The organism is Berryella intestinalis (assembly GCF_000814825.1).
GTDB lineage: Bacteria > Actinomycetota > Coriobacteriia > Coriobacteriales > Eggerthellaceae > Berryella > Berryella intestinalis.
The window spans coordinates 1,352,814-1,377,088 of the sequence record NZ_CP009302.1 but is presented as its reverse complement, the minus strand read 5'-3'; the positions used below and the strand labels follow the sequence as shown (position 1 = coordinate 1,377,088).

Below are 24,275 nucleotides of genomic sequence, written 5' to 3'. Positions count from 1 at the left end.
AATGCCAACGAAGGGAGCATTATGACGCAGCTTGAGGCCGCGCGCGCCGGGAACATAACCGAGCAGATGCGCATCGTCGCCCGCAAAGAGCACCGCAGCCCTGAATTCATCAGGGAAAAGGTCGCTCAGGGAAGGATCGCCATTCCCGCCAACGTGAACCATCGCACGCTCGATCCCGAGGGGGTGGGCGAGGGCCTGCGCACCAAGATCAACGTCAACCTGGGCGTATCCGGGGACAGGGCCGACTTTCCCGAGGAATGGGAGAAGGTCCGCATCGCGCTCGAAAACGGAGCCGAATCGATCATGGACCTTTCCAATTGCGGGAAGACCCATCCGTTCCGCTCGGCGCTCATCGAGAAATCGACGGCGATGATCGGGACGGTTCCCCTCTACGATGCGATCGGCCACCTCGACAAGCCGCTCGAGCGGATAACCGCCGACGATTTTCTGTCGGTGATCGAGGCGCATGCCGTCGATGGGGTGGACTTCATGACCATCCATGCGGGCTTGAACCGGCGCGCCCTCGAGTCGTTCAGGGAGACCGGGCGCTCTTTGAACATCGTGAGCAGGGGAGGCTCGCTGGTGTTCGCCTGGATGCAGGCGACGGGAAACGAGAACCCCTTCTTCGAGCATTACGACCGCCTGCTCGAGATCCTGCGCCGCTACGACGTGACCATCAGCCTGGGCGATGCGCTGCGCCCGGGATGCATCGACGATGCGACGGACGCCTCCCAGATATCCGAGCTCATCGAGCTGGGCAAGCTGACGAAGCGCGCGTGGGACGGCGGCGTGCAGGTTATCGTCGAGGGACCGGGCCATATGGCCATCGACGAGATCGAAGCGAACGTCAAGCTGCAGAAGAAGCTGTGCCACGGAGCGCCCTTCTACGTGCTCGGCCCCCTCGTCACCGACATCGCGCCCGGATACGACCACATCACCTCTGCGATCGGGGGAGCCGTAGCGGCTGCGAGCGGCGCCGACTTCCTGTGCTACGTGACGCCGGCCGAGCATCTGCGCCTGCCGGATGCAAACGACGTGCTCGAAGGGGTCATCGCCTCGAAGATCGCGGCCCATGCGGCCGATATCGCGAAGCGGACGCCCTTTGCCCGCGAAGCCGATGCGAAGATGGCGAGCGCCCGCCGCGCGCTCGATTGGGATGCGATGTTCGAAGTGGCGCTCGACCCCGTCAAACCGCGCCGGTACTTCGAGAGCGCCCCTCCCAAGGTCGAGGGAACCTGCACGATGTGCGGGGAGATGTGCGCGGTGCGCACGGTGAACCAGGCGCTTGCGAACATGGAGGAGTGCTCGGACCTGTAAGGTTCGCGCACCGTCTGTCCGAAGGAGGCGGCATGAAGTCAGTGCTCAGCATCGCGGGGTCCGACTCGAGCGGAGGGGCCGGCATACAGGCCGACATCAAGACCATCGAAAGCCTGCACCTGTTCGCCCAGACGGCCATCACGGCCCTCACGGCGCAGAACACCTTGGGGGTCGCATCGGTGGCCGAGGTGGCCCCCCGGTTCGTCGAAGAGCAGATCGATGCGGTGTTCGCCGACATCAGGCCCGATGCGGTGAAGATCGGGATGGTGTCGAGCGCACCCATCGCCGCGTCCATAGCGCGCGCTTTGCGGCGCGCCGGCGCGGGAAACGTCGTCGTCGATCCGGTGATGGTGGCCACCAGCGGCGCGCGCCTCATCGACGAGGACGCGGTCGGAACCCTGACGGCCGAACTGTTCTCGCTGGCAAGCGTCATCACCCCCAACATCCCCGAGGCCGAAGCGCTTCTGGGCCGTTCGATAGAGGATGAGGAAGGCCAGGAGGGCGCCGCCTGCGCCCTGGCCGATCGGTTCGGGTGCGCCGTGCTGGTGAAAGGGGGGCACGGTCTCAACGACGCCAACGACGTGTTGGCGCAGTTCGGCGGCGGTGTCCGCTGGTTTAAGGCCGCACGCGTCGACAACCCGAACACGCACGGCACGGGCTGCACGCTTTCTTCCGCGATCGCCTGCGGGTTGGCGTGCGGATGCTCGCTGGAAGAGTCGGTTGCCGCGGCCAAATCGTATCTGACCGGGGCGCTTGGGGCTGGTTTGGATTTGGGCAAGGGTTCGGGTCCGCTCGACCACATGTGGAACAACCGCCTTGTCGGATAGGCGACGGGGCGGTTGCTTTCGCCCGCAGCCTCGCAAACCCGCGACCTTGCGAGCCCGGCAACCCGGCAACCCGGCAACCTTGCGAGCCTGCGGCTTTGCAAGCCCGGCAACCCGTTCGTCCCTCTAGGCCCTGCTGTCCGCATCCCTGTTTTGGCCTATAGCCCCTGTTTTGAAATCTCTGTTCGGGACAGACCGCACGGGGAAAAGAAAAAGCCAGCTTATGAGTGGATACCATGCTGCATATGGGTTAAAACAAACCGTTCATGTAAAGCGTCCTATACAGTAAATACGATCCATCTAATAGATTAGAACATCGTTATTCAATATAAATTCTACTTGCATTATCTATTCGTGGTGTCAATGGCTGATGGTGCATGGTGCACCTGCCGATAGATTTACTTTGTGTTAAGCAATGCTACAGGAGCTATCCAGAATAACTGAAAGATCGATAGCCTGGTCTCTTCGCAGGATTTGTCCTATTTGTCGTCTTTTTTGGATGACGACTGAGTGGTAGACTCAAAGGTGCCAAACATTTACGCAGGGAATTAATCCTCGCGCTGAAAGTACATATGCCGGAGGGCATCTGTCCGACCAGTTGTGTACTTTCACGCTGTGTAAATGTTTGGCGACATGGTGGATGCCTTCCACAGCTTCTATCGCCTGTGTGACGTCCGCTTAAACTTCGATAAACGGAGGTCGTCTAGCATGGGTAGTCACCTTAACGGTATTTCCGATATCAGCCTTGATGGATATTCTCGTTCTGTTCGATGGAAGAAGCTCAAAGGCTACCTAAGGGAAATGGCTCGAACCGATGATTTCATTGGTGATAGGCTCGCGTCTCTTAGGGAGGAGGTCGAACAGATCCGAGAAGATAACCTCAAGTTATCTGAGATGCTGCAAACACTTAGCGATCTTTCTGGTGAAGAGGAGCAGCGCGAGATTTCCTTAACCCTAAATGACACGGGTTATGAAGTTGTCGTTGACACGGCTATGAACCCATCTCCTCTTTCGCTTGTGGAAGCAAAGGTGGGGATGGGTGTTTCTTGCAATTTGGTAGAGGAGTTGAAAAAGCTACCAGGTATAGGAGATACAACTGCGAAAAGAATCGTTGAATACTTTCAAGGATCCGAACAAGACAAGACGCAACAGTTGGCACTTTTACTCTCTGAAATCCATCGCGACAAAGAACACCAACAGTCTCTCCCTCTTGAAAGAGAGGGCGAATAGCATGAATGGAAATAGCTTAGCGTCTATATTCGATGCGAGAAGAGCCAACCAATCTGCCGATCACAGCCCTGTTAACCATGAGCAAATTCAGAATGTAGACACATCTTCTCTTGGTCGCGAGCAGAAAACCATGTTTGATGTCATGGAAAACACGAATAAGAATATGTTTATAACAGGGAAGGCTGGGACAGGGAAATCATATCTTTTGAATTTCTTCGTTAACTATTCGCGGAAGAGTGTAGTAGTTGTTGCTCCAACTGGTGTTGCAGCTATCAATGTCGGTGGACAGACGATTCACTCTTTTTTTCGACTGCCTTTTTATGCTCCATTTAGTGAGGGGGACTTGGCTAAAAGCTTAAGTAGAAGAGATCTCTATCGCAGTTTAGACACGATAGTGATCGATGAGGTTTCTATGGTTCGTGCCGATATCATGGATGCCATAGATAAGGTGATGCGCAAAGCAAACGAGACGGACGAACCTTTTGGCGGCAAGCAAATGCTGCTTTTTGGCGATCTATATCAGCTTCCTCCCGTTGTTGCAGACTCTAAAGTGAGACATTACTTACAGGATACATTCGAGGGGATATTCTTTTTCAATGCTCCCGTGATATTTCAATGCAATCTTGAGGTGCATGAGCTTACGCATGTATTTAGGCAGAAGGATCCCACGTTTATCAGTATACTTAATCAAGTGAGGGAAGGTGTCATATCTAAGGAAGGCCTTCAACTTCTCAATCAGAGGGCGGAAGCATCCATACCAACTGAAGACGATAAGATGGCAATAGTCATTGCTCCTACAAAGAGCGTTGTTGCTGAGATAAACAAGGCAAAGTTGGACAGCATTGAGGATGAGCCGTTGTTTACTTATGAAGCTCAAGTGGAAGGGAATTTTACGGAGGGGGAATTTCCTACGCAAAAGGAGCTTAGCCTCAAGGTTGGTGCTCGTGTGATGATGTTGGTGAATGATCCTTTTCGAAGGTGGGTAAACGGGACGCTCGGTCAAATTTCGAGATTGTCTAAAGATTCGATTTGGATCATGATCAACGGAACGTCCTATCAAGTAGGGCGAGCCAAGTGGCCGAAAATGCAATACTTTTATGATAAGGCAAGCAGAAAACTTACTCGTAAACAAGTTGCAGAGTTTGTGCAGTTCCCTGTCACACTATCTTGGGCCATTACGGTACACAAGGCTCAAGGGGCTACGTACCAATCGGTTGGCGTGGATATGGATAGAGGTATGTTTGAGGTGGGGCAAACCTATGTCGCGCTTTCACGTTGCGTAGATATGAGCCGGCTTTATTTAACTCGACCAATAAGTAAGAATGATATATTGACGAGCAATGAAGTAAAGGAGTTTCTTGCTACCTGCCTTGTTGATATGCCGGACGATGAGGGTTAGTGCGGGAAGTGATTGTTTACGGCTTAGGAACCCATCGAATGATGAGGCAATTCCTTGGTTTGGGAGGAAGGCGTTTAGGATTTGACCTCTGAAACCTTGCGCGAAAGCCCCTACCAAGAAAGCTTGGATTGAGCACTCTCCTGGTGAAGAGCGTGTATTGTAAGGTCTTTTTCGGAAAGGGAGTATTTTGGGATGCAGTTTCTGCGACGACTGTTCTGAATGTACTGTGGGAGGCAAAATTGATTGTGATGGCTGGAGCGAGGTGGAGCGTGGAGAAGGGGAATACGGCAATAGCGGGCGCTCTTACGATTGGGATTATCCGTCTAGTGTTGAGGAAGATGGCGAGGAGGGGAGTTTGAGGGTGAGCGGAAGTCTGTATTGTGTGGGCTGTGGGGAACCAGTGCAGGCAGCCTGGAAATACTGTTTCAGGTGCGGAACACCCGTTCCCGAGAAGCATTGCGTGAATTGCGGGAGAGCCTTAAGCGTTGATTGGCAGTATTGTCCGATATGCGGAAGATCGATTTCGGAGATTGATGATGAAGCGTCGAGCACTTCATCCAAGTTATCTTTGCCCGAGCATCCGCAACTGTATTATCCTAGACCTTCTCCATATGACGAAGAAATACCGTTTTAAGTGCAGTTTATTCAGAGAGCCACGCACAATTATAAGTCGAAAAGGGGATAAGGGCGCTTTTCTGGAGCAATCAACAGCATGTTACGGTGTTATGTATGGAAGTCGATACACCCACCTGTTATTGCCCCCGGGTCGTTCTCCCTCCTTCGTTTAGTCTTGTGGTGCATTTCGACTCTCATCCCGTCGAAGAAACCTTCGTAGGTTGCGTTGTTCTTGTGTGATGCGGACCCCACATCACCTCCTGTTTCCACTCGCTGATTTGCTTGCAGGTGGCGATGTTGTTGTTGGTTCCGAACCTTTGCGGCAATCTCTCTGCTGGCGTTGTCAGAATCTTCTCGGCGGCTGGTCTTTTCGGTTTCTTGTTGCGTTACTTTGTCGGTTGCTCTGCTCGTTTCAGTTTTGGTCCGGAGCCTTCGATTCGGTCAAACAGTACGCGTCGCACGGGCGGATAAGTGTCCGTGGCATTTTCGCGCACGATTCAGCTTTGCTCAGACTCCTTGTAATCTCGACCTTCAGTAACCGAATCGGTGCGGTTGGCCGAATCGAACAGACTTAGGCTCACTTTCGTCTGAACATGCGTCCGTCTCTGAACGTGTTGTGCTGCTGCGTGTCGATTGGGCTGGCCGGGGGAAAGAAGGAGCGGATCCGCTGCATCGCCGAGTCCCTTCGTGAGTGTTGTCTTGCGCTTCAGGCATTATCATCTCCACGATCCTGTCTCCGTTTTGCCGAAACGCCTGGCGTTTTCCTTGTAGTAAGGGTGCTTGACCTTTCCCCATCCCGTCGCTGTTTTCCTGTTTTAGGCCTAAAGAAATCAAAATGGCATGTTTTCTACCACCGACCTGCGGAAGTAAATAGAATCAATAACACACTTAGCTGGATGGCGGCAAATATAAATGGATCTTGAATGGATTGACCTACGATGACGTCTCAAAACAGCAACACGTTTGGGGGGTATCGGCAAGAATATGTGTCCGGTTTGCCCTTGACACTGCAGGCCGGGCAAGAAAAAGCCGCCCGTTAAATCCTGTTGTTCAATTGCAGGATGAAGAAGATCATGTGCCCTGCGTGCAGGGGCGAGACGAAGCGCAACGGGCGGACGAGATGGCTCTACAAGTTGTGCGGCGCATCCACCACGCAAAAGTACGACGACACCGCCAAGCTGCTCAAGCTGTTCGTCAGGTGGCTAAGCCGCAGTCGGAGCTCGGCATGCCCGCGAGGACCCTCCGGGATCTGACGGCGCGCTTCTGGGAGTTATGGTCAGTGCTGCCGGTCGCGTGCACCGGCGACTTCGCGGTCGGCTGCCGCCTCGCACGCTCCGAGAACTCCAGGGACCGGGACTGCCTGATGTCGCGCATCGCTCCGCCCGACGTGCTCGTGTGCGACGGGAGCGGCGGTATCGAGAAGGCGAGGCGCGCGTATTGGCCCGGCACGCGCGTCCAGAGATGCGCCCTCCACGCCTTCGAGCAGGTGAGGCGATGCACGACGACGCGCCCGAAGCTGCAGTCCGGGATCGAGTTCTACGGAATCGCGAAGGACCCGCCGCGCGTCGCCGACCAGGACGGGGCCGCCCGCTTGCTCGTGTCGCTCAACGACTGGTGCGCCGGGTGGGGCGAGTTTTTCAAGGGGCGGACCATCGTCGGCGGCGGGAAGCAGTACAAGCACAAGCGGCTCAGGAAGGCCAGGTGCTTCCCGGAGAAGCTGTGCCGAGAGGGCGCGTTGCCCGCCTTCCTGGAAGACGACGTTGCCGCTAGCGGGCCAGTCCCGTCCACCAGCAACAAGATCGAGAGCAGCAACGCGCGGATGCGCGAGGTCCTCCGCAACCACAGGGGCATGCTGACCGGCACATAAAGGCCGGGTCTGGCGTGCTGCATGAACTCCGAGGCCACCATGCCCTACGGCGAGATGGCGGGATCGTTCCCGGATGACGGGCTTATAATGGAATAGTGTGGACGTGCCGCCGGTACATACACAGTATCTGACCTGCGACGATAGCCTGGTTTACCAACACGTTTTGGCCTATAGCCCCTGTTTTGAGATCTCTGTTCGAGACACCGCACGGGAAAAGAAAAAGCCAGCCGACGAGCGGCTGGCTTGAAGTTCCTGGTAGCTCCGACCGGATTCGAACCGGCGACCTCCGCCTTGAGAGGGCGGCGTCCTAAACCGCTAGACGACGGAGCCACAGAGGCATTTGCGCTGTTTACCGAAGAATGGCTGGGGTGGAAGGAGTCGAACCCTCACATACGGCACCAGAAACCGCTGTCCTGCCATTAGACGACACCCCATCGATTTCTCGATGTGCACTTGAGAAAACTCAAGTTGCAAGCGCGGGTTGTAATATTACGCACTCATGCCGCATACGTCAAGCATCTTTTTCAGAATAATCCGAAGCGATGTTCTCGCCGCGGCGGGGCTACCGCGAGCTTACCCAGGACTCCACGAAAGCCACCAGCTCGTCGAGGGAATTGCCCACCTCTTCCTCGATCACGGCGTCGAGCGCGGCGTCGAGCGCACAGGCGACCTCGGGCCCGGGCGCAACCCCGAGGGCGATGACGTCGTTGCCGTTGATGGCAAGGCCCTCGCGCGTGAAGGGTTCCTCGGCCGCCAGGATCTCGTTGAGGATCTCGAGCAGGGACTCGCAGGTTTGGGCGCGCATCCGGTATTCGGGCGCCTTCGCCATGGCGTCGGCTCTTTTCAGTTGGCACAGGGCTATGAACAGAGCGGTATCCCCATCCAGATCGCGCAGGGCGCTCCTCACGGCTTTGCGCGTGGCGGCGATGCGGTCGTCGTGGCGCTTCACCAGGCTCAGAACCTGCTCGGTGAACTTCGAGGAGTAACCCAGCCGCTGAAGCAGGCCCCGGCCGATGATGATGCTGATTTCCGGATGCCCGCGGAAATGCCGCGCTCCGTCGGATTCGTAGCAGGCGGCCGGCTTCCCGATATCGTGAAGCAGGGCCGCCCATCTCACCAGCGGATGGGCGGGGGTGTTGTGGACGACCCAGGCGGTATGCTCCAAGACGTCGTAGCAATGGAACACCGACTTCTGGTCGAATCCTTTGAGGGCCACCAGCTCGGGAAGGACCGCGGCGAGCACGTCGATGCAGCGGAGCAGCGCATCGTGGACATGGCTGCCGGTTATGAATAGATCGATCTCGTGTGATACGCGCTCGCGGGACAGCGAAAGCGTTTTCGACTTCGCGGCGCACATGGCCTCGAACGTGACGGGGTCGAAATCGAATCCGAGCTGCGAGGCGAACCGGCACCCGCGCAGGATGCGCAGGGAGTCCTCGCCGAACCGGCGCAGGGGCTCGCCGACCGTTCTGAGGATCCCGTCCTCGATATCGGAGAAACCCCCGTAAGGGTCGATCAGCCCCCGCCGCGGATGGTAGGCGAGCGCGTTGACGGTGAAATCCCTTCGCGCGAGGTCATCTTCGATCGTGGAGGCGAGCGATACCGTGTCGGGATGGCGCGAGTCGGTGTACATGCCGTCGATGCGGTAGGTGGTTATCTCTATCGCATGCCCATCGACGACCACCGTGACCGTTCCGTGGTCCGTCCCCGTCTCATGAGCCGAGAAGCCGGCTTCCACGAAGGCCCGCTTGGTTTCCCTCCATGTCGCAGACGTCGCCATGTCGATGTCGCGCGCGTTGTCCGAGCGGCCCATGAGCGTGTCGCGGATGAACCCGCCGACGATCCACGCCTCGAATCCCGCGGATTCCAGAATTTCGAAGGCGGTTTGGGCGTACGGCGGGATATCGATGAACGTGTGGTCCAGTGACATAACATACCCTTCTTTTCCTGGGGAAAATGTAACATAAATCGAAGGCTTCGAATCCTCCTATATATAGAGGGGGAGGAATGAGCGCGGGGGCAAGGCTCGCTCGACTCGCCCCTCCCTCCCCCCGTTTGTGGAGAAGCCTCCACAAACGCCGGGACCCCGTTGCGCCCGGGCGGCGGGGGGCGTATAGTAGCAACCCGCGCTCGGGGAGGGCGCGCCCCGAGAGGGGGCCCGCAGGGCCCCGGCGAGGGGGAAGAGAGGGGTTGACGGCTCGCGCCGGATGCCCTAGAATCACTCCCCGCGCCGAACGCGGGAGCGGGAGGCGGGCCAGGGCCGGGAGGCCCCGGCCGGAACCTTGAGAACCGGATACTGGATACGGAAAGATCGAATCGAGAAAGATTCCGATGGATCAGACGGACCACGTCAGCCCGTCCCCCGCAGGGGGAGGGGCGGTTACTTTAGTTTAGAGCTTACTTCGAACGGAGAGTTCGATCCTGGCTCAGGATGAACGCTGGCGGCGTGCCTAACACATGCAAGTCGAACGGTTAAGACGGCTCCGGCCGTGAATAGAGTGGCGAACGGGTGAGTAACACGTGACCAACCTGCCCTCCGCACCGGGACAACCGGGGGAAACCCCGGCTAATACCGGACGATCCCGGGGCCCCGCATGGGGGCCCGGGCGAAGCCCAGGCGGCGGGGGATGGGGTCGCGGCCCATTAGGTAGACGGCGGGGCAACGGCCCACCGTGCCGACGATGGGTAGCCGGGTTGAGAGACCGACCGGCCACATTGGGACTGAGATACGGCCCAGACTCCTACGGGAGGCAGCAGTGGGGAATATTGCGCAATGGGGGCAACCCTGACGCAGCAACGCCGCGTGCGGGACGACGGCCTTCGGGTTGTAAACCGCTTTCAGCAGGGAAGATCGTGACGGTACCTGCAGAAGAAGCCCCGGCTAACTACGTGCCAGCAGCCGCGGTAATACGTAGGGGGCGAGCGTTATCCGGATTCATTGGGCGTAAAGCGCGCGCAGGCGGCCCGCCAAGCGGAACCTCTAACCCCGGGGCTCAACCTCGGGCCGGGTTCCGGACTGGCGGGCTCGAGTGCGGTAGAGGCAGGCGGAATTCCCGGTGTAGCGGTGGAATGCGCAGATATCGGGAAGAACACCGATGGCGAAGGCAGCCTGCTGGGCCGTTCACTGACGCTGAGGCGCGAAAGCTGGGGGAGCGAACAGGATTAGATACCCTGGTAGTCCCAGCCGTAAACGATGGGCGCTAGGTGTGGGGGGAACCGTCCCTCCGTGCCGCAGCCAACGCATTAAGCGCCCCGCCTGGGGAGTACGGCCGCAAGGCTAAAACTCAAAGGAATTGACGGGGGCCCGCACAAGCAGCGGAGCATGTGGCTTAATTCGAAGCAACGCGAAGAACCTTACCAGGGCTTGACATGCTAGTGAAGCGGCGGAAACGCCGTGGCCGGAAGGAGCTAGCGCAGGTGGTGCATGGCTGTCGTCAGCTCGTGTCGTGAGATGTTGGGTTAAGTCCCGCAACGAGCGCAACCCCTGCCCCGTGTTGCCAGCATTCAGTTGGGGACTCGCGGGGGACTGCCGGTGACAAACCGGAGGAAGGCGGGGACGACGTCAAGTCATCATGCCCCTTATGCCCTGGGCCGCACACGTGCTACAATGGCCGGCACAGCGGGCTGCCACCCAGCGATGGGGAGCGAATCCCGTAAAGCCGGCCCCAGTTCGGATCGGAGGCTGCAACCCGCCTCCGTGAAGCCGGAGTTGCTAGTAATCGCGGATCAGCACGCCGCGGTGAATGCGTTCCCGGGCCTTGTACACACCGCCCGTCACACCACCCGAGTCGTCTGCACCCGAAGCCGCCGGCCGAACCCCTCCTAGGGGGCGGAGGCGTCGAAGGTGTGGAGGGTAAGGGGGGTGAAGTCGTAACAAGGTAGCCGTACCGGAAGGTGCGGCTGGATCACCTCCTTTCTAGGGAGACGCGCGAGCGTCCGACGGGGCAGCGCCCCGCCTGGATAGACAGACAAGGGCCGCCGTCCGGCCCCCGTACCCAGCATCCGGCTCCGAGGGCTCCGGCCCTCGGCCGGCGCACGCGCCGGCGGAGAGCACCTTGACAGCTGCATAGCGTTTCATCGAGAGAAAGATGATACTTGTAACCATATTCATTTATGGTTCTCCAAAGATACAGGCCGCCGCCCCCTCGCGGGGCGCGGCGGCCGCATCTGCGATCGCGATTTCAAGCGCGATATGCGATACGAACCCATCACATTTTTCATGTCAGGGGAACTGACAAGCGGAACGAAGCGAAGATGTCATGGGCGCACGGCGGATGCCTTGGCACAGGAAGCCGAAGAAGGACGCGGTAAGCTGCGATAAGCTGCGGGGAGGCGCAAACGGCCCTCGATCCGCAGGTCTCCGAATGGGGGAACCCGAGCGGGGTCATGCCCGCTCGCCCCCGCCCGAACCCATAGGGCGGGGAGCGGCAACCCGGGGAACTGAAACATCTAAGTACCCGGAGGAAGAGAAATCAACCGAGATTGCGCGAGTAGCGGCGAGCGAAAGCGCACCAGCCCAAACCGAAGACAGCATACGCCCTGGGGGGTTCGCTGCTTCGGGGTTGCGGGGCGCGCGAGGGGGACCCCCCAGGGTCCCCGCGGAGTCACAAAGGGAGCGGGTAGCGGAACGGCCTGGGAAGGCCGGCCGTAGCGGGTGAGAGCCCCGTACGCGAAACCCCCTCCCCTCCGCCGGCGCGTCCCCGAGTAGGCCCGGGCACGTGAAACCCGGTCCGAAGCAGGGGGGACCACCCTCCAAGGCTGAACACTCTCCTGTGACCGATAGCGAACCAGTACCGTGAGGGAAAGGTGAAAAGCACCCCGAGAGGGGAGTGAAACAGCACCTGAAACCGTGCGCCCCCAAGCAGTCGGAGCGGCTGGAAATGCCGTGACGGCGTGCCTTTTGTAGAATGAGCCAGCGAGTGGCGGTATGCGGCGAGGTTAAGCTTAGAAGCGAGCCGCAGCGAAAGCGAGCCTTTAAGAGGGCGATGCAGTCGCATGCCGCCGACGCGAAGCCGGGTGAGCTATCCTTGGGCAGGCTGAAGCGGGGGTAAGACCCCGTGGAGGGCCGAACCCACTTCGGTTGAAAACGGAGGGGATGACCCGAGGATAGGGGTGAAAGGCCAATCAAACCCGGAGATATCTCGTTCTCCCCGAAATAGCTTTAGGGCTAGCCCGGCCCGTTCAGCCGCGGCGGTAGAGCACTGGATTCCCTAGGGGGCTTCACCGCCTGCCGAAGGAAACCAAACTCCGAATGCCGCGGCTCCAGAGGGCCGGAGTCAGAGCGCGTGGGCTAAGCTGCGCGCTCGAGAGGGAAACAGCCCAGACCGCCCGCCAAGGCCCCCAAGTCCGTGCCGAGTGGCAAAGGATGTGCGCTCGCCCAGACAGCCAGGATGTTGGCTTAGAAGCAGCCATGCATTCAAAGAGTGCGTAACAGCTCACTGGTCGAGTGGGAGCGCGCCGACAATACACGGGGCTAAGCACGGCGCCGAAGCGGCGGGCCGGACGCGCATCGCGTCCGGCGGTAGGGGAGCGTTCCCGGAGGGGCGAAGCGGCAGGGGCGACCCGCCGTGGACTTCCGGGAAGCGAGAATGCTGGCATGAGTAGCGAGAGACGAGCGAGAAACTCGTCCGCCGCAAGCCTAAGGTTTCCTGGGCGAGGCTAATCCCCCCAGGGTCAGTCGGGAGCTAAGGCGAGGCCGCGAGGCGTAGCCGATGCGCAACGGGCGGACATTCCCGTACCGCCCGCAGCGCGCCCGAGTCCCAGCGGCGACGGAGAAGGATACGCGGGCGTGGTTCTGGACGCCCACGTGAAAGCATGTAGGCCGGCCGGCAGCGAAGTTCGCCGGCCGCCAAGGCCGAGACGCGAGACGAAGCCCCTAGGGCGAAGCCGCGGATTCCATGCTCCCTAGAAAAACCGCGGGGACGAGCGCTGCGGGCGCCCGTACCAAAACCGACACAGGTGGGCAGGTAGAGCATACCGAGGCGATCGGGGGAACCGTGGTCAAGGAACTCGGCATAATGGCCCCGTAACTTCGGAAGAAGGGGTGCCGCCGGGGGTGGAGGGACGAGCTCCCCGAGCCCCTGGCGGCCGCAGCGGATTGGCCCAAGCGACTGTTTACCAAAAACACAGGACTCTGCCAAGCCGCAAGGCGACGTATAGGGTCTGACGCCTGCCCGGTGCCGGAAGGTTACGCGGACGCGTCAGCCGCAAGGCGAAGCGCCGAAGCCAAGCCCCGGTAAACGGCGGCCGTAACTATAACGGTCCTAAGGTAGCGAAATTCCTTGTCGGGTAAGTTCCGACCTGCACGAACGGCGTAACGACTTGGGCGCTGTCTCGACCACGGTCCCGGTGAAATTGCATTGTTCGTGAAGATGCGAGCTACCTGCGGAAGGACGGAAAGACCCCGTGAACCTTCACTGCAGCTTGGCATTGGCCGTTGGCCCGGAGCGTAGAGGATAGGCAGGAGGCTGAGAAGCCGGGGCGCCAGCCCCGGCGGAGCCGACCTTGGAATACTGCCCTCTTCGCGCCGGCGGCCTAACCCCCGGCCGTGATCCGGCGGGGGGACCGTGCCAGGCGGGCAGTTTGACTGGGGCGGTCGCCTCCCAAAGCGTAACGGAGGCGCGCGAAGGTCCGCTCAGGACGGTCGGCAACCGTCCCGAGAGCGCAAGAGTGCAAGCGGGCTTGACTGCGAGGCCAACAAGCCGAGCAGGTGCGAAAGCAGGTTCTAGTGATCCGGCGGCCCAGAGTGGAATGGCCGTCGCTCAACGGATAAAAGGTACTCCGGGGATAACAGGCTGATCTTGCCCAAGAGTCCACATCGACGGCAAGGTTTGGCACCTCGATGTCGGCTCATCGCATCCTGGGGCTGGAGTCGGTCCCAAGGGTTGGGCTGTTCGCCCATTAAAGCGGTACGCGAGCTGGGTTCAGAACGTCGTGAGACAGTTCGGTCCCTATCCTCCGCAGGCGCAAGAGGGTTGAGGAGACCCGCCCCTAGTACGAGAGGACCGGGGCGGACGGACCTCCGGTGCGGCAGTTGTCGACCAACGGCACGGCTGCTTAGCCGCGTCCGGCGCGGATAACCGCTGAAGGCATCTAAGCGGGAAGCCGCCTCCAAGATGAGCCCTCTCTTACGGTAAGGCCCCTCGTAGACCACGAGGTTGATAGGCCGCAGCTGCAAGCCCGGCGACGGGCTCAGGCGAGCGGTACTAATCGGCCGAGCTCTTCGCTTCACCAACGTCCCGCCGCGCATGCCGCGCCGCGGTCGCTCCCGATGGGCGCTGTGCAGCCGCCAGGGTGCCCTCCGGCACCGAACCGCCCGCGCCCTGCGCGAGCGCGGCCATGGAGGCGGGGATCACCCGATCCCGTTCCGAACTCGGCAGTTAAGCCCGCCGTCGCCGAAAGTACTGCAGCGCCAGGCTGCGGGAGGATAGGGAGCCGCGCTCGCGCAGGGCGCACCGGGAGGTGCGCCGGGGAGGGGCCCGCGAGGGCCCCTCTTCTCTTGCCCCGGGGTCGTTCGGCTGCCGGGGCTTTCTTTTGTCTCCGGCGAGCCCTCGGCCACCGGGGCTTTTTTTGTATAGAGGGGTGTGTTGGTTTCCGCTTTCACGGGCGGTTTCGTTTATTTCTTCCCAGTTAAGCCGTACAATGGGCATTCGGGTTTAACCCTTGTTGCATAGGATGACGTCGAAGTTCGACAAGGACTTGTTACTCATGGATATTAGATTCACCCGCCGCACGGCGGTTCTGATCTTCTGGGATATTGCAGCGACGTTCCTCGCTTACTATTTCGCCTCGCTGCTGACGGGGCTGGCCCACGAGGTCTTCGGTACGCACGAGATCTACTTCCTCCTAGGCGCGGCCGTCGTGGTCAATCTCTCGTTCTTCTTGGCGTTCCAGCTGTACAACAACTTATGGGAATACGCCTCAGTTGACGACGCTTTGAGAATCGTGGTTGCGGTGTCGATCAGCACGCTGGTCACAGCGGTCTTTTTGTGGCTCATGGGCCACTGGATCCCCATACGCGTCTACGTGGGCGCGTTGCTGCTCATGGTCTTCTTCACGGGCGGAACGCGCATGCTGTTCCGCGTCATGCGCTCGAAGAGCCGCGAGTTCGAATTGGTCAAGCACGCGGAGATGCGTCCGCGCACGCTGATCGTGGGCGCGGGCGAGACCGGGAGCCTTGCGATCATGCGCATGGCGTCGAAGGACCCCCTCATGCCCGGCGAGCCCATCGTTGCGGTCGACGACAACGTGAGCAAGCGCAAGCTCCGCGTTCACGGGGTTCCGGTGCTCGGAACCAGCGAAGATATAAAGAACCTCGTCGATCGATACGGGATCGAGCAGATCGTCGTCGCCATCCCGTCGGCTTCCCTCGAGCAGCGCCGGCGCATCTACCAGATCTGCACGCAGACGGACTGCCAGCTGCGCACGCTTCCCAACGTGCGCGAGCTGCGCGTCGACGAGATCGAGGACGTCTCCTTGCGCGAGGTGGACGTCGCCGACCTCCTCGGTCGCGAAGAAGTGGTGCTGAACACGCGCGTGGTATGCGGCTACATCTCCGGTAAAACGGTTCTGGTCACCGGCGGTGGCGGATCGATCGGGTCTGAGCTGTGCCGCCAGATGTGCACCGTCGCCCCGTGGCGCATCGTGGTGTTCGATATGTACGAGAACGACGCCTACCTTCTGCGCAACGAGCTGATGAGCCAGTACGACGACGTGGATGTGGTCGTCGAAATCGGCAGCATCTGCAATTTCGAGCGCTTGCGCGACGTGTTCGAGAAGTACCGTCCGTCGGTGGTCTTCCATGCTGCGGCGCACAAGCACGTGCCGCTCATGGAGATGTGCCCCCGCGAGGCCATTCTGAACAACGTGTTCGGAACGCTGAACACGGTGAAGCTCTCCGACGAGTTCGGGGTCGACCGCTTCATCTTCATCTCCACCGACAAGGCGGTGAACCCCACGTCGGTGATGGGTGCGACCAAGCGCATGGGCGAGATGGTGATCCAGCATTACGCGCAGGAATCCAAGACTGTGTTCGCCGCCGTGCGCTTCGGAAACGTGCTGGGAAGCAACGGGAGCGTCATTCCCATCTTCAAGAAGCAGATCGCCGAGGGCGGCCCGATCACCGTGACCCATCCCGATATCGAGCGCTTCTTCATGACCATCCCCGAGGCTTCCCGTCTGGTCATCCAGGCGGGCGGCATGGCGTCGGGCGGCGAGATCTTCATCCTCGACATGGGCGATCCGGTCAAGATCGTCGATCTTGCAAAGAGCCTCATCACGCTTTCGGGCCTGAAGGTGGACGAGGATGTGCGCATCGAGTTCACCGGCCTGCGCCCCGGCGAGAAGATGTACGAGGAGCTTCTGATGAACGAGGAGAACACTCTGCCCACCAAGATGAAGGGCATCATGATCTCCACGGGCAAGGAAGTAAGCTACAGCGAGGTCGGCTCGAAGCTCTCCGAGCTCGAAGCCATCCTCTCGGGAACCGACGAAGAGGCGGTCGAGGTGCTCGAGCGCGTCGTTCCCACCTATACGCTGACCAGAAACGTCGCTTGCGCGAACTGAGCGCTGCCGAACGGCGCAGCGCAGGGGAAAGGACCTGATATGGCACGATACGACTATCTGATCGTCGGTGCGGGGCTCACGGGGGCCATCTTCGCCCATGAGGCTCGTCAGCAGGGAAAATCCTGCCTCGTCATCGATCGCCGCAACCATGTGGGCGGAAACATCTACACCGAGGAGATCGAGGGCATCAACGTCCATGTGTACGGGGCGCATATCTTCCATACTTCGCTTCAGAACGTGTGGGAGTACGTGAACCTCTTCGCCGAGTTCAACAACTACGTGAACAGCCCGATCGCCTACTACAAGGGCGAGGTGTACAACATGCCCTTCAACATGAACACCTTCGCCCGGATGTGGGGCGTGGTGACGCCCGCTGAGGCCAAGGCGAAGATCGCCGAGCAGATCGCCGCCGAAAACATCGGGGAGCCGCAGAACCTCGAAGAGCAGGCGCTTTCCCTGGTCGGCCGCGACATCTTCGAGAAGCTGGTGAAGGGCTACACCGAGAAGCAGTGGGGGCGCGACTGCAAGGAGCTGCCCGCGTCGATCATCAAGCGCCTCCCGTGCCGGTTCACCTACGACAACAACTACTTCAACGATCGCTACCAGGGCATTCCCATGGGCGGCTATACCAAGATGATCGAGCGCATGCTGGAAGGCGTCGAGGTGCGCTGCGGCGTGGAGTACCGCGATCTTGTCGCCGAGCAGCCCGACATCGCCGAGCGTACCGTGTACTGCGGCCCGATCGACGGGTTCTACGACTACCGTCTGGGAACGCTGGAGTACCGCAGCCTGCGTTTCGAGAGCGAGACGCTGGACGAAGAAAACCACCAGGGCGTCGCGGTGGTCAACTACAACGAGCGCGAGGTGCCCTGGACGCGCATCATCGAGCACAAGCACTTCGAGTTCGGATCTCAGCCCAAGACTATCATCACGCGGGAGTACCCTGCTAATTGGCAGCCGGGGGACGAACCGTACTATCCCATCAACGACGAGCGCAACTCCGCGCTGTACGAGCGCTATCGCGAGCTCGCCGAGAACGAGGGCTCGGTGGTGTTCGCGGGCCGTCTGGGCGGGTACAAGTACTACGACATGGACAAGGCGATCGCCGCGGCGTTCGATCTGGTGAAAGACGAGCTGGGGGTTCAGCTGTAACGGGCGGGCGCGCAGCTGTGCGACGCGGCGGCCGCACAGAGGAAGGGCCCTGCATCTTCGGACGGATGCAGGGCCCTTTCCTTTGCTTTCGAAGCGGGCTGTTCGGGTTCCGGCGCCTTCGCTCTTAGGAGAAGCTCTCCTTCAGGATGTCGCGGATGCGCTCGGATGCGTGTCCGTCGCCGTAGGGGTTCACGGCGTTGGCCATGGCCTCGTAGGTTTCCCTATCGGATAGGATGCGGTGCGCCGTGTCGAACACCTGCTGTTTGCCGACGCCGGCGACCACCGCGGTGCCGGCGGCCACGGCCTCGGGGCGCTCGGTTTCGGTGCGCAGGACCACGACGGGCTTGCCGAGGTGCGGCGCCTCTTCCTGAAGCCCGCCCGAGTCGGTCATGACCATGACCGAACGCGACATGGCGTTGTGCATGTCCTCGACGTCCACGGGATCGGTGAGCGTGATCTGGGGATGGCCCTCGAGCTTGCCGAACACCGTCTCGCGGACGGCGGGGTTCAGGTGAACGGGGTAGACGAACGAGGTGTCGGGATGCGCATCGCACAGCTCGAGCACGGCGTCGCAGATGTTTTCGAGCGGCCGTCCCAGGTTCTCGCGGCGATGCGCCGTCATGAGGACGGTCGGCTTCGAGAAGTCGTGTCGGGCGAGGTCGGCGTTGGTGAAGCGGTAGCCGTCATGCGTGGTGTACTGGAACGCGTCGATGACGGTGTTTCCCGTGATGTAGACGTGCTCGGTCACGCCCTCGGCGGCCAGCGCGTCGAAGTTCGTCTGCGTCGGCGCGAAATGATAGGTGGCCAGGGCCGAGATGAGCTTGCGGTTCATCTCCTCGGGAAACGGCGAGTACCGATCGTAGGTGCGTAGGCCCGCCTCCACGTGGCCCACGGGGACCTTGCGGTAGAACGACCCGAGTGCGGCGGCCATGCTGGTGGTGGTGTCGCCGTGGACCAGCACGATATCGGGTTCCACCTGGTCGATGACGGAGCCGATCTTCTCGGTGACGGCCGTGGTGATTCCCTCGAGGGTCTGACCGGGCTTCATGATGTTCAGGTCGAAGTCGGGCTCGATGTCGAATATGGCCAGCACCTGGTCGAGCATCTCCCGGTGCTGCCCGGTAACGCAGACCCTCACATCGATTGCGGGGTCGGATTTCAAGGTGAGCACGAGCGGGCACATCTTGATTGCCTCGGGACGGGTTCCGAAAACGACGAGGGCTTTCACGTAGCGGCTCCTTTGTTCGCTTTGCTGTGGGCAAGATTCTACGACAGGCGGCTGGTTTATCAAGTTTACCAGCCAAAACAATAGAAGCAATGCAGATACAGGGTTTTGGTGTCATGCAAGGGGGCTTTTCTCGAATCTGGTATGCTTTGAACTCCAGGTGAAAACACGGAAAGGGACTCGATGAGCTCGTACGATTTGTTGGTAGTGGGAAGCGGACTGTTCGGTGCGATCATCGCGCATGAGGCGCGCGCCGAGGGAAAAACGGTTCTGGTGGTCGAGAAGCGCGACCATATCGGCGGGAACTGCTACACCGAAGAGGTGGACGGCATCCACGTGCATAAGTACGGGGCCCACATCTTCCGGACCAGCGATAAATCCATCTGGGAATACGTCGAGCAGTTCTGCGAGTTCAACAACTTCGTCAACTCGCCGGTGGCCAATTACAAAGGCGAGCTGTACAACATGCCCTTCAATATGAACACCTTCCATGCGCTGTGGGGGGTCGTTACTCCGGACGAGGCGCGCGCGAAGATAGAAGAGCAGCGCGTCGCCTGCGAAAACCCCCGCAACCTCGAAGAGCACGTGCTGTCCTTGGTGGGGCGCGACGTGTACGAGAAGCTGGTCAAGGGCTACACCGAGAAGCAGTGGGGCAAGCCCTGCACCGAGCTTCCGCCTTCGATCATGCGCCGCATCCCCTTGCGCATGATCTACGACAACAACTACTTCAACGACCGCTACCAGGGAATCCCGATCGGCGGCTACACCGCCGTGCTCGAGAAGATGCTCGAAGGGTGCGAGGTGCGCCTGTCCACCGACTATCTTGCGGACAAAGAGGCCCTCGACGCGCTTGCGTCCCAGGTGGTGTACACGGGCACGCTGGACTCGTACTTCGATTACCGCTTCGGGCCCCTCGAGTACCGCAGCCTGCGCTTCGAGCACGAGCGCCTCGACGTCGAGAACTACCAAGGCGTCGCCGTGATGAACTTCAACGATCGCGAGACCCCCTACACCCGCATCATCGAGCACAAGCACTTCGAGTTCGGCACGCAGCCGACCACGGTGATCTCGCGCGAGTACCCGCAGGAATGGACCGTGGGGATCGAGCCGTTCTACCCGATGGAAGACGCCGAGAACCGCGCCCGCTTCGAGCGTTACCGCGAGCTCGCCGAAGGCGAGGAGAAGGTGCGTTTCGGCGGCCGTTTGGGCGAGTACCGCTACTACGACATGCAGGATACGGTGAAGTCCGCTCTGGCGAAGTACGCCGCGTGGTTCGGTGGCAATGGCGTGCGCTAATCTGGCATACGGCCCCTGGGAGCGCGAGAGCGCGGGGACGATCTGCCAGGTGGGCGGGTCGGGCGCCCGCTTCGTGAACCCAACGGGGGACTACGCGTTCTTCCGCCTGCGGCTCGACGGGTCGCTAAGCGTTTCGAGCGGGCGCCTCGAAGTCGAAGGGGAGGTCGGTCCCGGCGTTGCCGGCTTCGTTTACGTGGTCGACAGGTTCAACCGCATCCTGGGCCAGGCGCCCCTGTCTTCGACGACCTACTTCGATTCCGAGGACGAAGGGGCGTGCAGCCTTTTGGTGAAAGTCGCCCCGGCATCCGAGATGAGGGTGTCTTCGCTGGTTGTGGAGGGAGGGGAAGGTTTCGGCCCGAACTTCGCTTTCGAAAGCGTTTGCAGCCGCCTGAGCGGGCGCGTTGCGGTGGTCGTGCCGTCGTACCCTTCGTCTGAGAGCCTGTACCCGTGCGCGTTCGTGCACGCTCGGGTGCGCGCCTACATCGAGGCCGGGCTGGAGTGCGAGGTGATCGTCGCGGCGGACTGCGCGGGGCTTTCGCTGTACGAGATCGACGGCGTGCGCGTGGTCCGGACGGATATGGACGGGTTCGAGCGCATCCTGCAGAGCAAGCGCTTCGATGCGGTCGCGCTTCACTTCTTCGACCCCGGTTTCGCCGAATCGCTTGATCGGGCCCTTCCCGAGAACACGCCGCTTATCCTCTGGTCCCATAACCCCGAGACCCGCTATTGGGACTGGCCCCTGTTCACGGCTCGGTACTTCCAGCCGACTCCCGAGCTTTCCGACGAGTGCCGCCTCGAGTTCGCACGGCGGGACGAGATCCTGGCGCGCTATAATCGCAAGGCCAACGTGAACTGGGTGTTCGTATCAGACGCGCTCAAGGCCCGAAGCGAGGAGCTGCTGGGGTTTTCCTTCGAGCGCGCCCATGTCATCCCGAACCTGGTCGACGAGCGGATGTTTCGGTATCGCGAGCGCGCGGGGCGCCGCGCAAGCCGCATCGTGTGCGTGCGAAGGTTCGACGACGTGGCGTCGTATGCGCTCGACATCGTCGCGCAGGTCATCGTCGAGCTCAGCGGAAGGCCCGTGTTCGAGGAGCTTGAGTTCGACATCTACGGGGCGGGTCCCTTGTTCGGCGAGCTGACCGAGCCCATCGCGGGGTTTGCGAACGTGAGGCTGCATCGCAGGTTCCTTTCGCGCGCCGAGCTTGCCGAAACGTTCTCGGATCACGACATCGCCCTGTTCCCGACGCGCTTCGATTCCCAGGGCGTGGCGATGGGGGAGGCGGCGATGACCGGCTTGGCGGTGGTGAGCTCGGATATCCCCGCTGCCCGCAATTTCCTTCCCGCCGACCGGGGGCTGCTGTGCGATGTGGAGGACCCCGTCCAGTACGCTGACGCGATCGAGCGGCTGCATCGCGACGGGGAGTATTTCGCATCGTGTGCGCGGGCGTGCCGCGAGCGCGTGTACGCGACGTGCCGTCGAGAGGTGACGGTTGACCGGGAGATCGAGCTCATCCGATCGCTCGCTTTGTGAGAGGGCGGCCCGGCCGGGGCTTCGCCGAGGGTTATACGAAAGGCAGGGTATGCAACCGCGTGTTTCCGTGATCGTCCCCGTGTACAACGTCGAGCGCTTCTTGGAGGAGTGCCTCGACAGCGTGCTGGCCCAGACGTTCCCCGATTTCGAGGTGGTGTGCGTGAATGACGGCTCGACCGACTCGTCGCCGCTGATCCTCGAGCAGTACCGCGCCCGCGACGAGCGCATCGTGGTCGTTTCGCAGGAAAACGCCGGCTTGTCCGCTGCGCGCAACACCGGCTTGCGCCATGCCATGCGCGCGGGGAATACGTCGCCTTCCTGGATAGCGACGACTACCTGGCGCCCTCGATGCTGGAGAAGACGGTGGCGAAGGCCGACGAGGCGGGCGCCCAGATCGTCGTCTTCGATTACTGGCTGTACTTCGACGGCACGGGGGACACCGGCACGTACCGGGACCAGGCCCTGTACGAGCGCCTGAACGGCTCGGTGTTCGATCTGGCCGCCGCACCCGAGATGGCGCGTTTCATCGGCGTGTGGGATCGCCTGTTCAGGCGCGATTTCATCGAGGAGAACGGGTTGCGCTACATCGAGGGGCGCATCTACGAGGACGTGTCGTTTTGCGTCGAGTCCCTGGTGCGGGCCGAGCGCATCGCGCTTCTGTCCGACCATCTGTACTACTATCGGCGCGACGTGGCGGGATCCATCACGCAAAACGAGGGGGCGTCTCGGCGACACAAGGAGGACTTCCTGTTCATGCAGGCGTTCGCCCAGCGCTGCTATGCGCAGGCCGGCGTAGGGGACGAGGTGTGGAGAAGCTACGCCTGGTACTTCGTCGAGTACGCCCTCATGCATCAGCGCCAGATCCACGACTACGAGTTTTTCCGCGAGTTCTTCTACCGGATCCTGCTGATGGCATCCCCGTCTGCGGCGCGCCGCGCCGCCGCGCGGACTTGGGCCGCCGGCTATGCGGGAGCCTATCCGCCTCCCGAGGGGAATCCGCCCGAGCTGTTCTCGATGGGCCAGGTGCGGACCAACCCCGAGCAGGCGGTGTATCGCTGGCTGGTGCGTGGCGCGCATCCTGCGGCGACCTGTGGGTATCTGAAGGCTATGAACGTCGCGCGCCGCTTGGCGTCGGCGGTTCTGTGGCGCGCGAAGCGCCTGATGAAAGGTTAGGGTATGAGCGAATTGCAATCGGCGGAGCCGAAGGTTTCGATTCTGGTGCCGTGCTACAACGTCGAGAGGTACCTTGTGCAGTGCCTGGGGTCGCTGAAGGCCCAGACGCTTCAGGATATCGAAGTGATCTGCATAAACGATGGTTCGACCGATTCCACGGCGGCCATCATCGACCGCTTCTGCGCAGAAGATGCGCGCTTCCGGGTCATCGAGAAGGAGAACTCCGGCTACGGTGCGTCGATGAACCGCGGCCTGGACGCCGCGCGGGGAACCTACGTGGGCATCCTCGAATCGGATGATTTCTGCGAGCTGGAGACGTTCGAGCGCTTGCACGCCGCAGCAGAGCGGACCGCAGCCGATGCGGTGAAGGCCAACTTCTTCTTCTACTGGAGCACCGAAGAGCCCCATAACCGGAAAAACGAGCTGATCGGCGCCCAGACGCCCGAGGTGGTCGAGCCGGCGTCGTACCCCGAGCTGTTCTGGTACATGCCCTCGATCTGGTCGGCGCTGTACCGCCGCGACTTCCTGCAGGAAAACGGGATCAGGTTCCTGGAGACGCCGGGGGCGAGCTACCAGGACCTCTCGTTCACCTTCAAAGTGTGGGCCTGCGCGTCGAAGGTGGCCCTCTTAAGCGATGCGTTCGTCCATTACCGCCAGGATAACGAGGCGTCCTCCATCCACGCTCCCGGCAAGGTGTTCTGCGTGTGCGACGAGTTCGACGAGATCGAGCGCTTTTTAGACGCCCATCCCGACAAAGACGCCCTGCGCACGGTCGAGACGCGTTTGAAGTTCGACAGCTACATATGGAACTACTGGCGCCTCGATGTGGATCTGCGGGCGCAGTTCATCGAGCGCTTCGAGGCGGACTTCAAGGCGGCCGAGGCCGCCGGCACGATCGACTTCGACCTGTTCCAGCCTTGGAGCGAGGCTGATTTGCGCCATATCCTGAAAAGCGCGTCGGACTTCCATACGTGGGCGACGATCACGCAGGGAAAGCAGACCGGCGTCGCCTCGCTTGTGCGCTACTGGGAGATGGGCGGCCTCGGTTTGGTGATGAAGCGCCTGAAGTACCGCGGGTAGGC

General features: G+C 60.9%; 13 protein-coding genes, 2 tRNA genes, 3 rRNA genes and 2 pseudogenes. 16 read left to right on the top strand and 4 right to left on the bottom strand.

Annotated elements, in window-relative coordinates; translation table 11 throughout:
• Positions 1 to 21: 21 nt before the first annotated feature.
• The 6 genes from thiC (at position 22) to JI75_RS06030 (ending at position 7,252) form a co-directional block, all read left to right on the top strand.
• Positions 22 to 1,317 (top strand): phosphomethylpyrimidine synthase ThiC, encoded by a 1,296-nt coding sequence (thiC, locus tag JI75_RS06055; protein WP_082019788.1) that lies wholly within the window; start codon positions 22 to 24, stop codon positions 1,315 to 1,317.
• Between the two features lie 32 nt (positions 1,318 to 1,349).
• Positions 1,350 to 2,144 (top strand): bifunctional hydroxymethylpyrimidine kinase/phosphomethylpyrimidine kinase, encoded by a 795-nt coding sequence (thiD, locus tag JI75_RS06050; protein ID WP_039689528.1) that lies wholly within the window; start codon positions 1,350 to 1,352, stop codon positions 2,142 to 2,144.
• A 705-nt stretch (positions 2,145 to 2,849) separates the two neighbouring features.
• Positions 2,850 to 3,371, top strand: coding sequence for a hypothetical protein (locus tag JI75_RS06045; protein WP_144299279.1), 522 nt, complete (start codon positions 2,850 to 2,852; stop codon positions 3,369 to 3,371).
• A 1-nt stretch (position 3,372) separates the two neighbouring features.
• Entirely contained in the window at positions 3,373 to 4,770 is a 1,398-nt protein-coding gene (locus tag JI75_RS06040) for an ATP-dependent DNA helicase (protein ID WP_082019787.1), read from the top strand.
• Positions 4,771 to 4,996: 226 nt separating this feature from the next.
• A complete protein-coding gene (locus JI75_RS09445) occupies positions 4,997 to 5,404 on the top strand; it encodes a zinc ribbon domain-containing protein (RefSeq protein ID WP_420804819.1) in 408 nt (135 codons plus the stop codon).
• Between the two features lie 1,179 nt (positions 5,405 to 6,583).
• Positions 6,584 to 7,252, top strand: a complete 669-nt coding sequence (locus tag JI75_RS06030) for a hypothetical protein (protein ID WP_158407626.1) — start codon at positions 6,584 to 6,586, stop codon at positions 7,250 to 7,252.
• Between the two features lie 253 nt (positions 7,253 to 7,505).
• Here JI75_RS06030 and JI75_RS06025 read toward each other — a convergent pair.
• From JI75_RS06025 to JI75_RS06015, 3 genes are all read right to left on the bottom strand, one after another.
• Positions 7,506 to 7,582: transfer RNA gene (locus JI75_RS06025), tRNA-Glu, on the bottom strand.
• 30 nt (positions 7,583 to 7,612) lie between these two features.
• Positions 7,613 to 7,686 (bottom strand) — tRNA-Gln (locus JI75_RS06020).
• Between the two features lie 128 nt (positions 7,687 to 7,814).
• Positions 7,815 to 9,182 (bottom strand): CCA tRNA nucleotidyltransferase, encoded by a 1,368-nt coding sequence (locus JI75_RS06015; protein WP_052241647.1) that lies wholly within the window; start codon positions 9,180 to 9,182, stop codon positions 7,815 to 7,817.
• A gap of 473 nt (positions 9,183 to 9,655) precedes the next feature.
• Between JI75_RS06015 and JI75_RS06010 the strand changes: the two genes are divergently transcribed.
• From JI75_RS06010 to glf (JI75_RS05990), 5 genes are all read left to right on the top strand, one after another.
• Positions 9,656 to 11,168, top strand: a 16S ribosomal RNA gene (locus tag JI75_RS06010).
• A gap of 331 nt (positions 11,169 to 11,499) precedes the next feature.
• Positions 11,500 to 14,481: ribosomal RNA gene (locus JI75_RS06005) — 23S ribosomal RNA — on the top strand.
• A 99-nt stretch (positions 14,482 to 14,580) separates the two neighbouring features.
• Positions 14,581 to 14,695, top strand: a 5S ribosomal RNA gene (rrf, locus tag JI75_RS06000).
• Together the 16S, 23S and 5S rRNA genes form the textbook arrangement of a ribosomal RNA operon.
• Positions 14,696 to 14,959: 264 nt before the next feature.
• Positions 14,960 to 16,816 carry a polysaccharide biosynthesis protein gene (locus JI75_RS05995; RefSeq protein ID WP_039689524.1) on the top strand — a complete coding sequence of 619 codons (1,857 nt, stop codon included), beginning with the start codon at positions 14,960 to 14,962 and terminating at the stop codon, positions 16,814 to 16,816.
• A gap of 39 nt (positions 16,817 to 16,855) precedes the next feature.
• The gene (glf, locus tag JI75_RS05990; protein ID WP_039689522.1) at positions 16,856 to 17,968 is read left to right on the top strand and encodes a UDP-galactopyranose mutase; all 1,113 of its coding nucleotides are present in this window, start codon (positions 16,856 to 16,858) and stop codon (positions 17,966 to 17,968) included.
• Positions 17,969 to 18,092: 124 nt separating this feature from the next.
• On the opposite strand, the gene wecB is transcribed toward glf (JI75_RS05990), so the two are convergent.
• A complete protein-coding gene (gene wecB / locus JI75_RS05985; RefSeq protein WP_039689520.1) occupies positions 18,093 to 19,196 on the bottom strand; it encodes a non-hydrolyzing UDP-N-acetylglucosamine 2-epimerase in 1,104 nt (367 codons plus the stop codon).
• Between the two features lie 180 nt (positions 19,197 to 19,376).
• Here wecB and glf (JI75_RS05980) point away from each other — a divergent pair, with 180 nt between their 5' ends.
• The 5 genes and pseudogenes from glf (JI75_RS05980) (at position 19,377) to JI75_RS05960 (ending at position 24,273) form a co-directional block, all read left to right on the top strand.
• A complete protein-coding gene (gene glf / locus JI75_RS05980; protein WP_039689519.1) occupies positions 19,377 to 20,489 on the top strand; it encodes a UDP-galactopyranose mutase in 1,113 nt (370 codons plus the stop codon).
• Positions 20,476 to 22,020, top strand: coding sequence for a glycosyltransferase family 4 protein (locus JI75_RS05975; protein ID WP_039689518.1), 1,545 nt, complete (start codon positions 20,476 to 20,478; stop codon positions 22,018 to 22,020). The genes glf (JI75_RS05980) and JI75_RS05975 overlap by 14 nt, the downstream gene beginning before the upstream one ends.
• Positions 22,021 to 22,069: 49 nt before the next feature.
• Positions 22,070 to 22,309: pseudogene (locus tag JI75_RS09440) on the top strand (glycosyltransferase family 2 protein); the annotation flags it as partial.
• Positions 22,310 to 22,329: 20 nt separating this feature from the next.
• A pseudogene (locus JI75_RS09335) lies at positions 22,330 to 23,193 on the top strand (glycosyltransferase); the annotation flags it as partial.
• 3 nt (positions 23,194 to 23,196) lie between these two features.
• Positions 23,197 to 24,273, top strand: coding sequence for a glycosyltransferase family 2 protein (locus JI75_RS05960; RefSeq protein WP_052241646.1), 1,077 nt, complete (start codon positions 23,197 to 23,199; stop codon positions 24,271 to 24,273).
• The last annotated feature ends 2 nt before the right edge of the window (positions 24,274 to 24,275 follow it).

Excerpts from the sequence above, each read along its gene's own strand:
- thiC (WP_082019788.1), top strand. The coding sequence starts at position 22 with ATGACGCAGCTTGAGGCCGCGCGCGCCGGGAACATAACCGAGCAGATG.
- thiD (WP_039689528.1), top strand. The coding sequence starts at position 1,350 with ATGAAGTCAGTGCTCAGCATCGCGGGGTCCGACTCGAGCGGAGGGGCC.
- JI75_RS06045 (WP_144299279.1), top strand. The coding sequence starts at position 2,850 with ATGGGTAGTCACCTTAACGGTATTTCCGATATCAGCCTTGATGGATAT.
- JI75_RS06040 (WP_082019787.1), top strand. The coding sequence starts at position 3,373 with ATGAATGGAAATAGCTTAGCGTCTATATTCGATGCGAGAAGAGCCAAC.
- JI75_RS06015 (WP_052241647.1), bottom strand. The coding sequence starts at position 9,182 with ATGTCACTGGACCACACGTTCATCGATATCCCGCCGTACGCCCAAACC.
- JI75_RS05995 (WP_039689524.1), top strand. The coding sequence starts at position 14,960 with ATGGATATTAGATTCACCCGCCGCACGGCGGTTCTGATCTTCTGGGAT.
- glf (WP_039689522.1), top strand. The coding sequence starts at position 16,856 with ATGGCACGATACGACTATCTGATCGTCGGTGCGGGGCTCACGGGGGCC.
- glf (WP_039689519.1), top strand. The coding sequence starts at position 19,377 with ATGAGCTCGTACGATTTGTTGGTAGTGGGAAGCGGACTGTTCGGTGCG.
- JI75_RS05975 (WP_039689518.1), top strand. The coding sequence starts at position 20,476 with ATGGCGTGCGCTAATCTGGCATACGGCCCCTGGGAGCGCGAGAGCGCG.
- JI75_RS05960 (WP_052241646.1), top strand. The coding sequence starts at position 23,197 with ATGAGCGAATTGCAATCGGCGGAGCCGAAGGTTTCGATTCTGGTGCCG.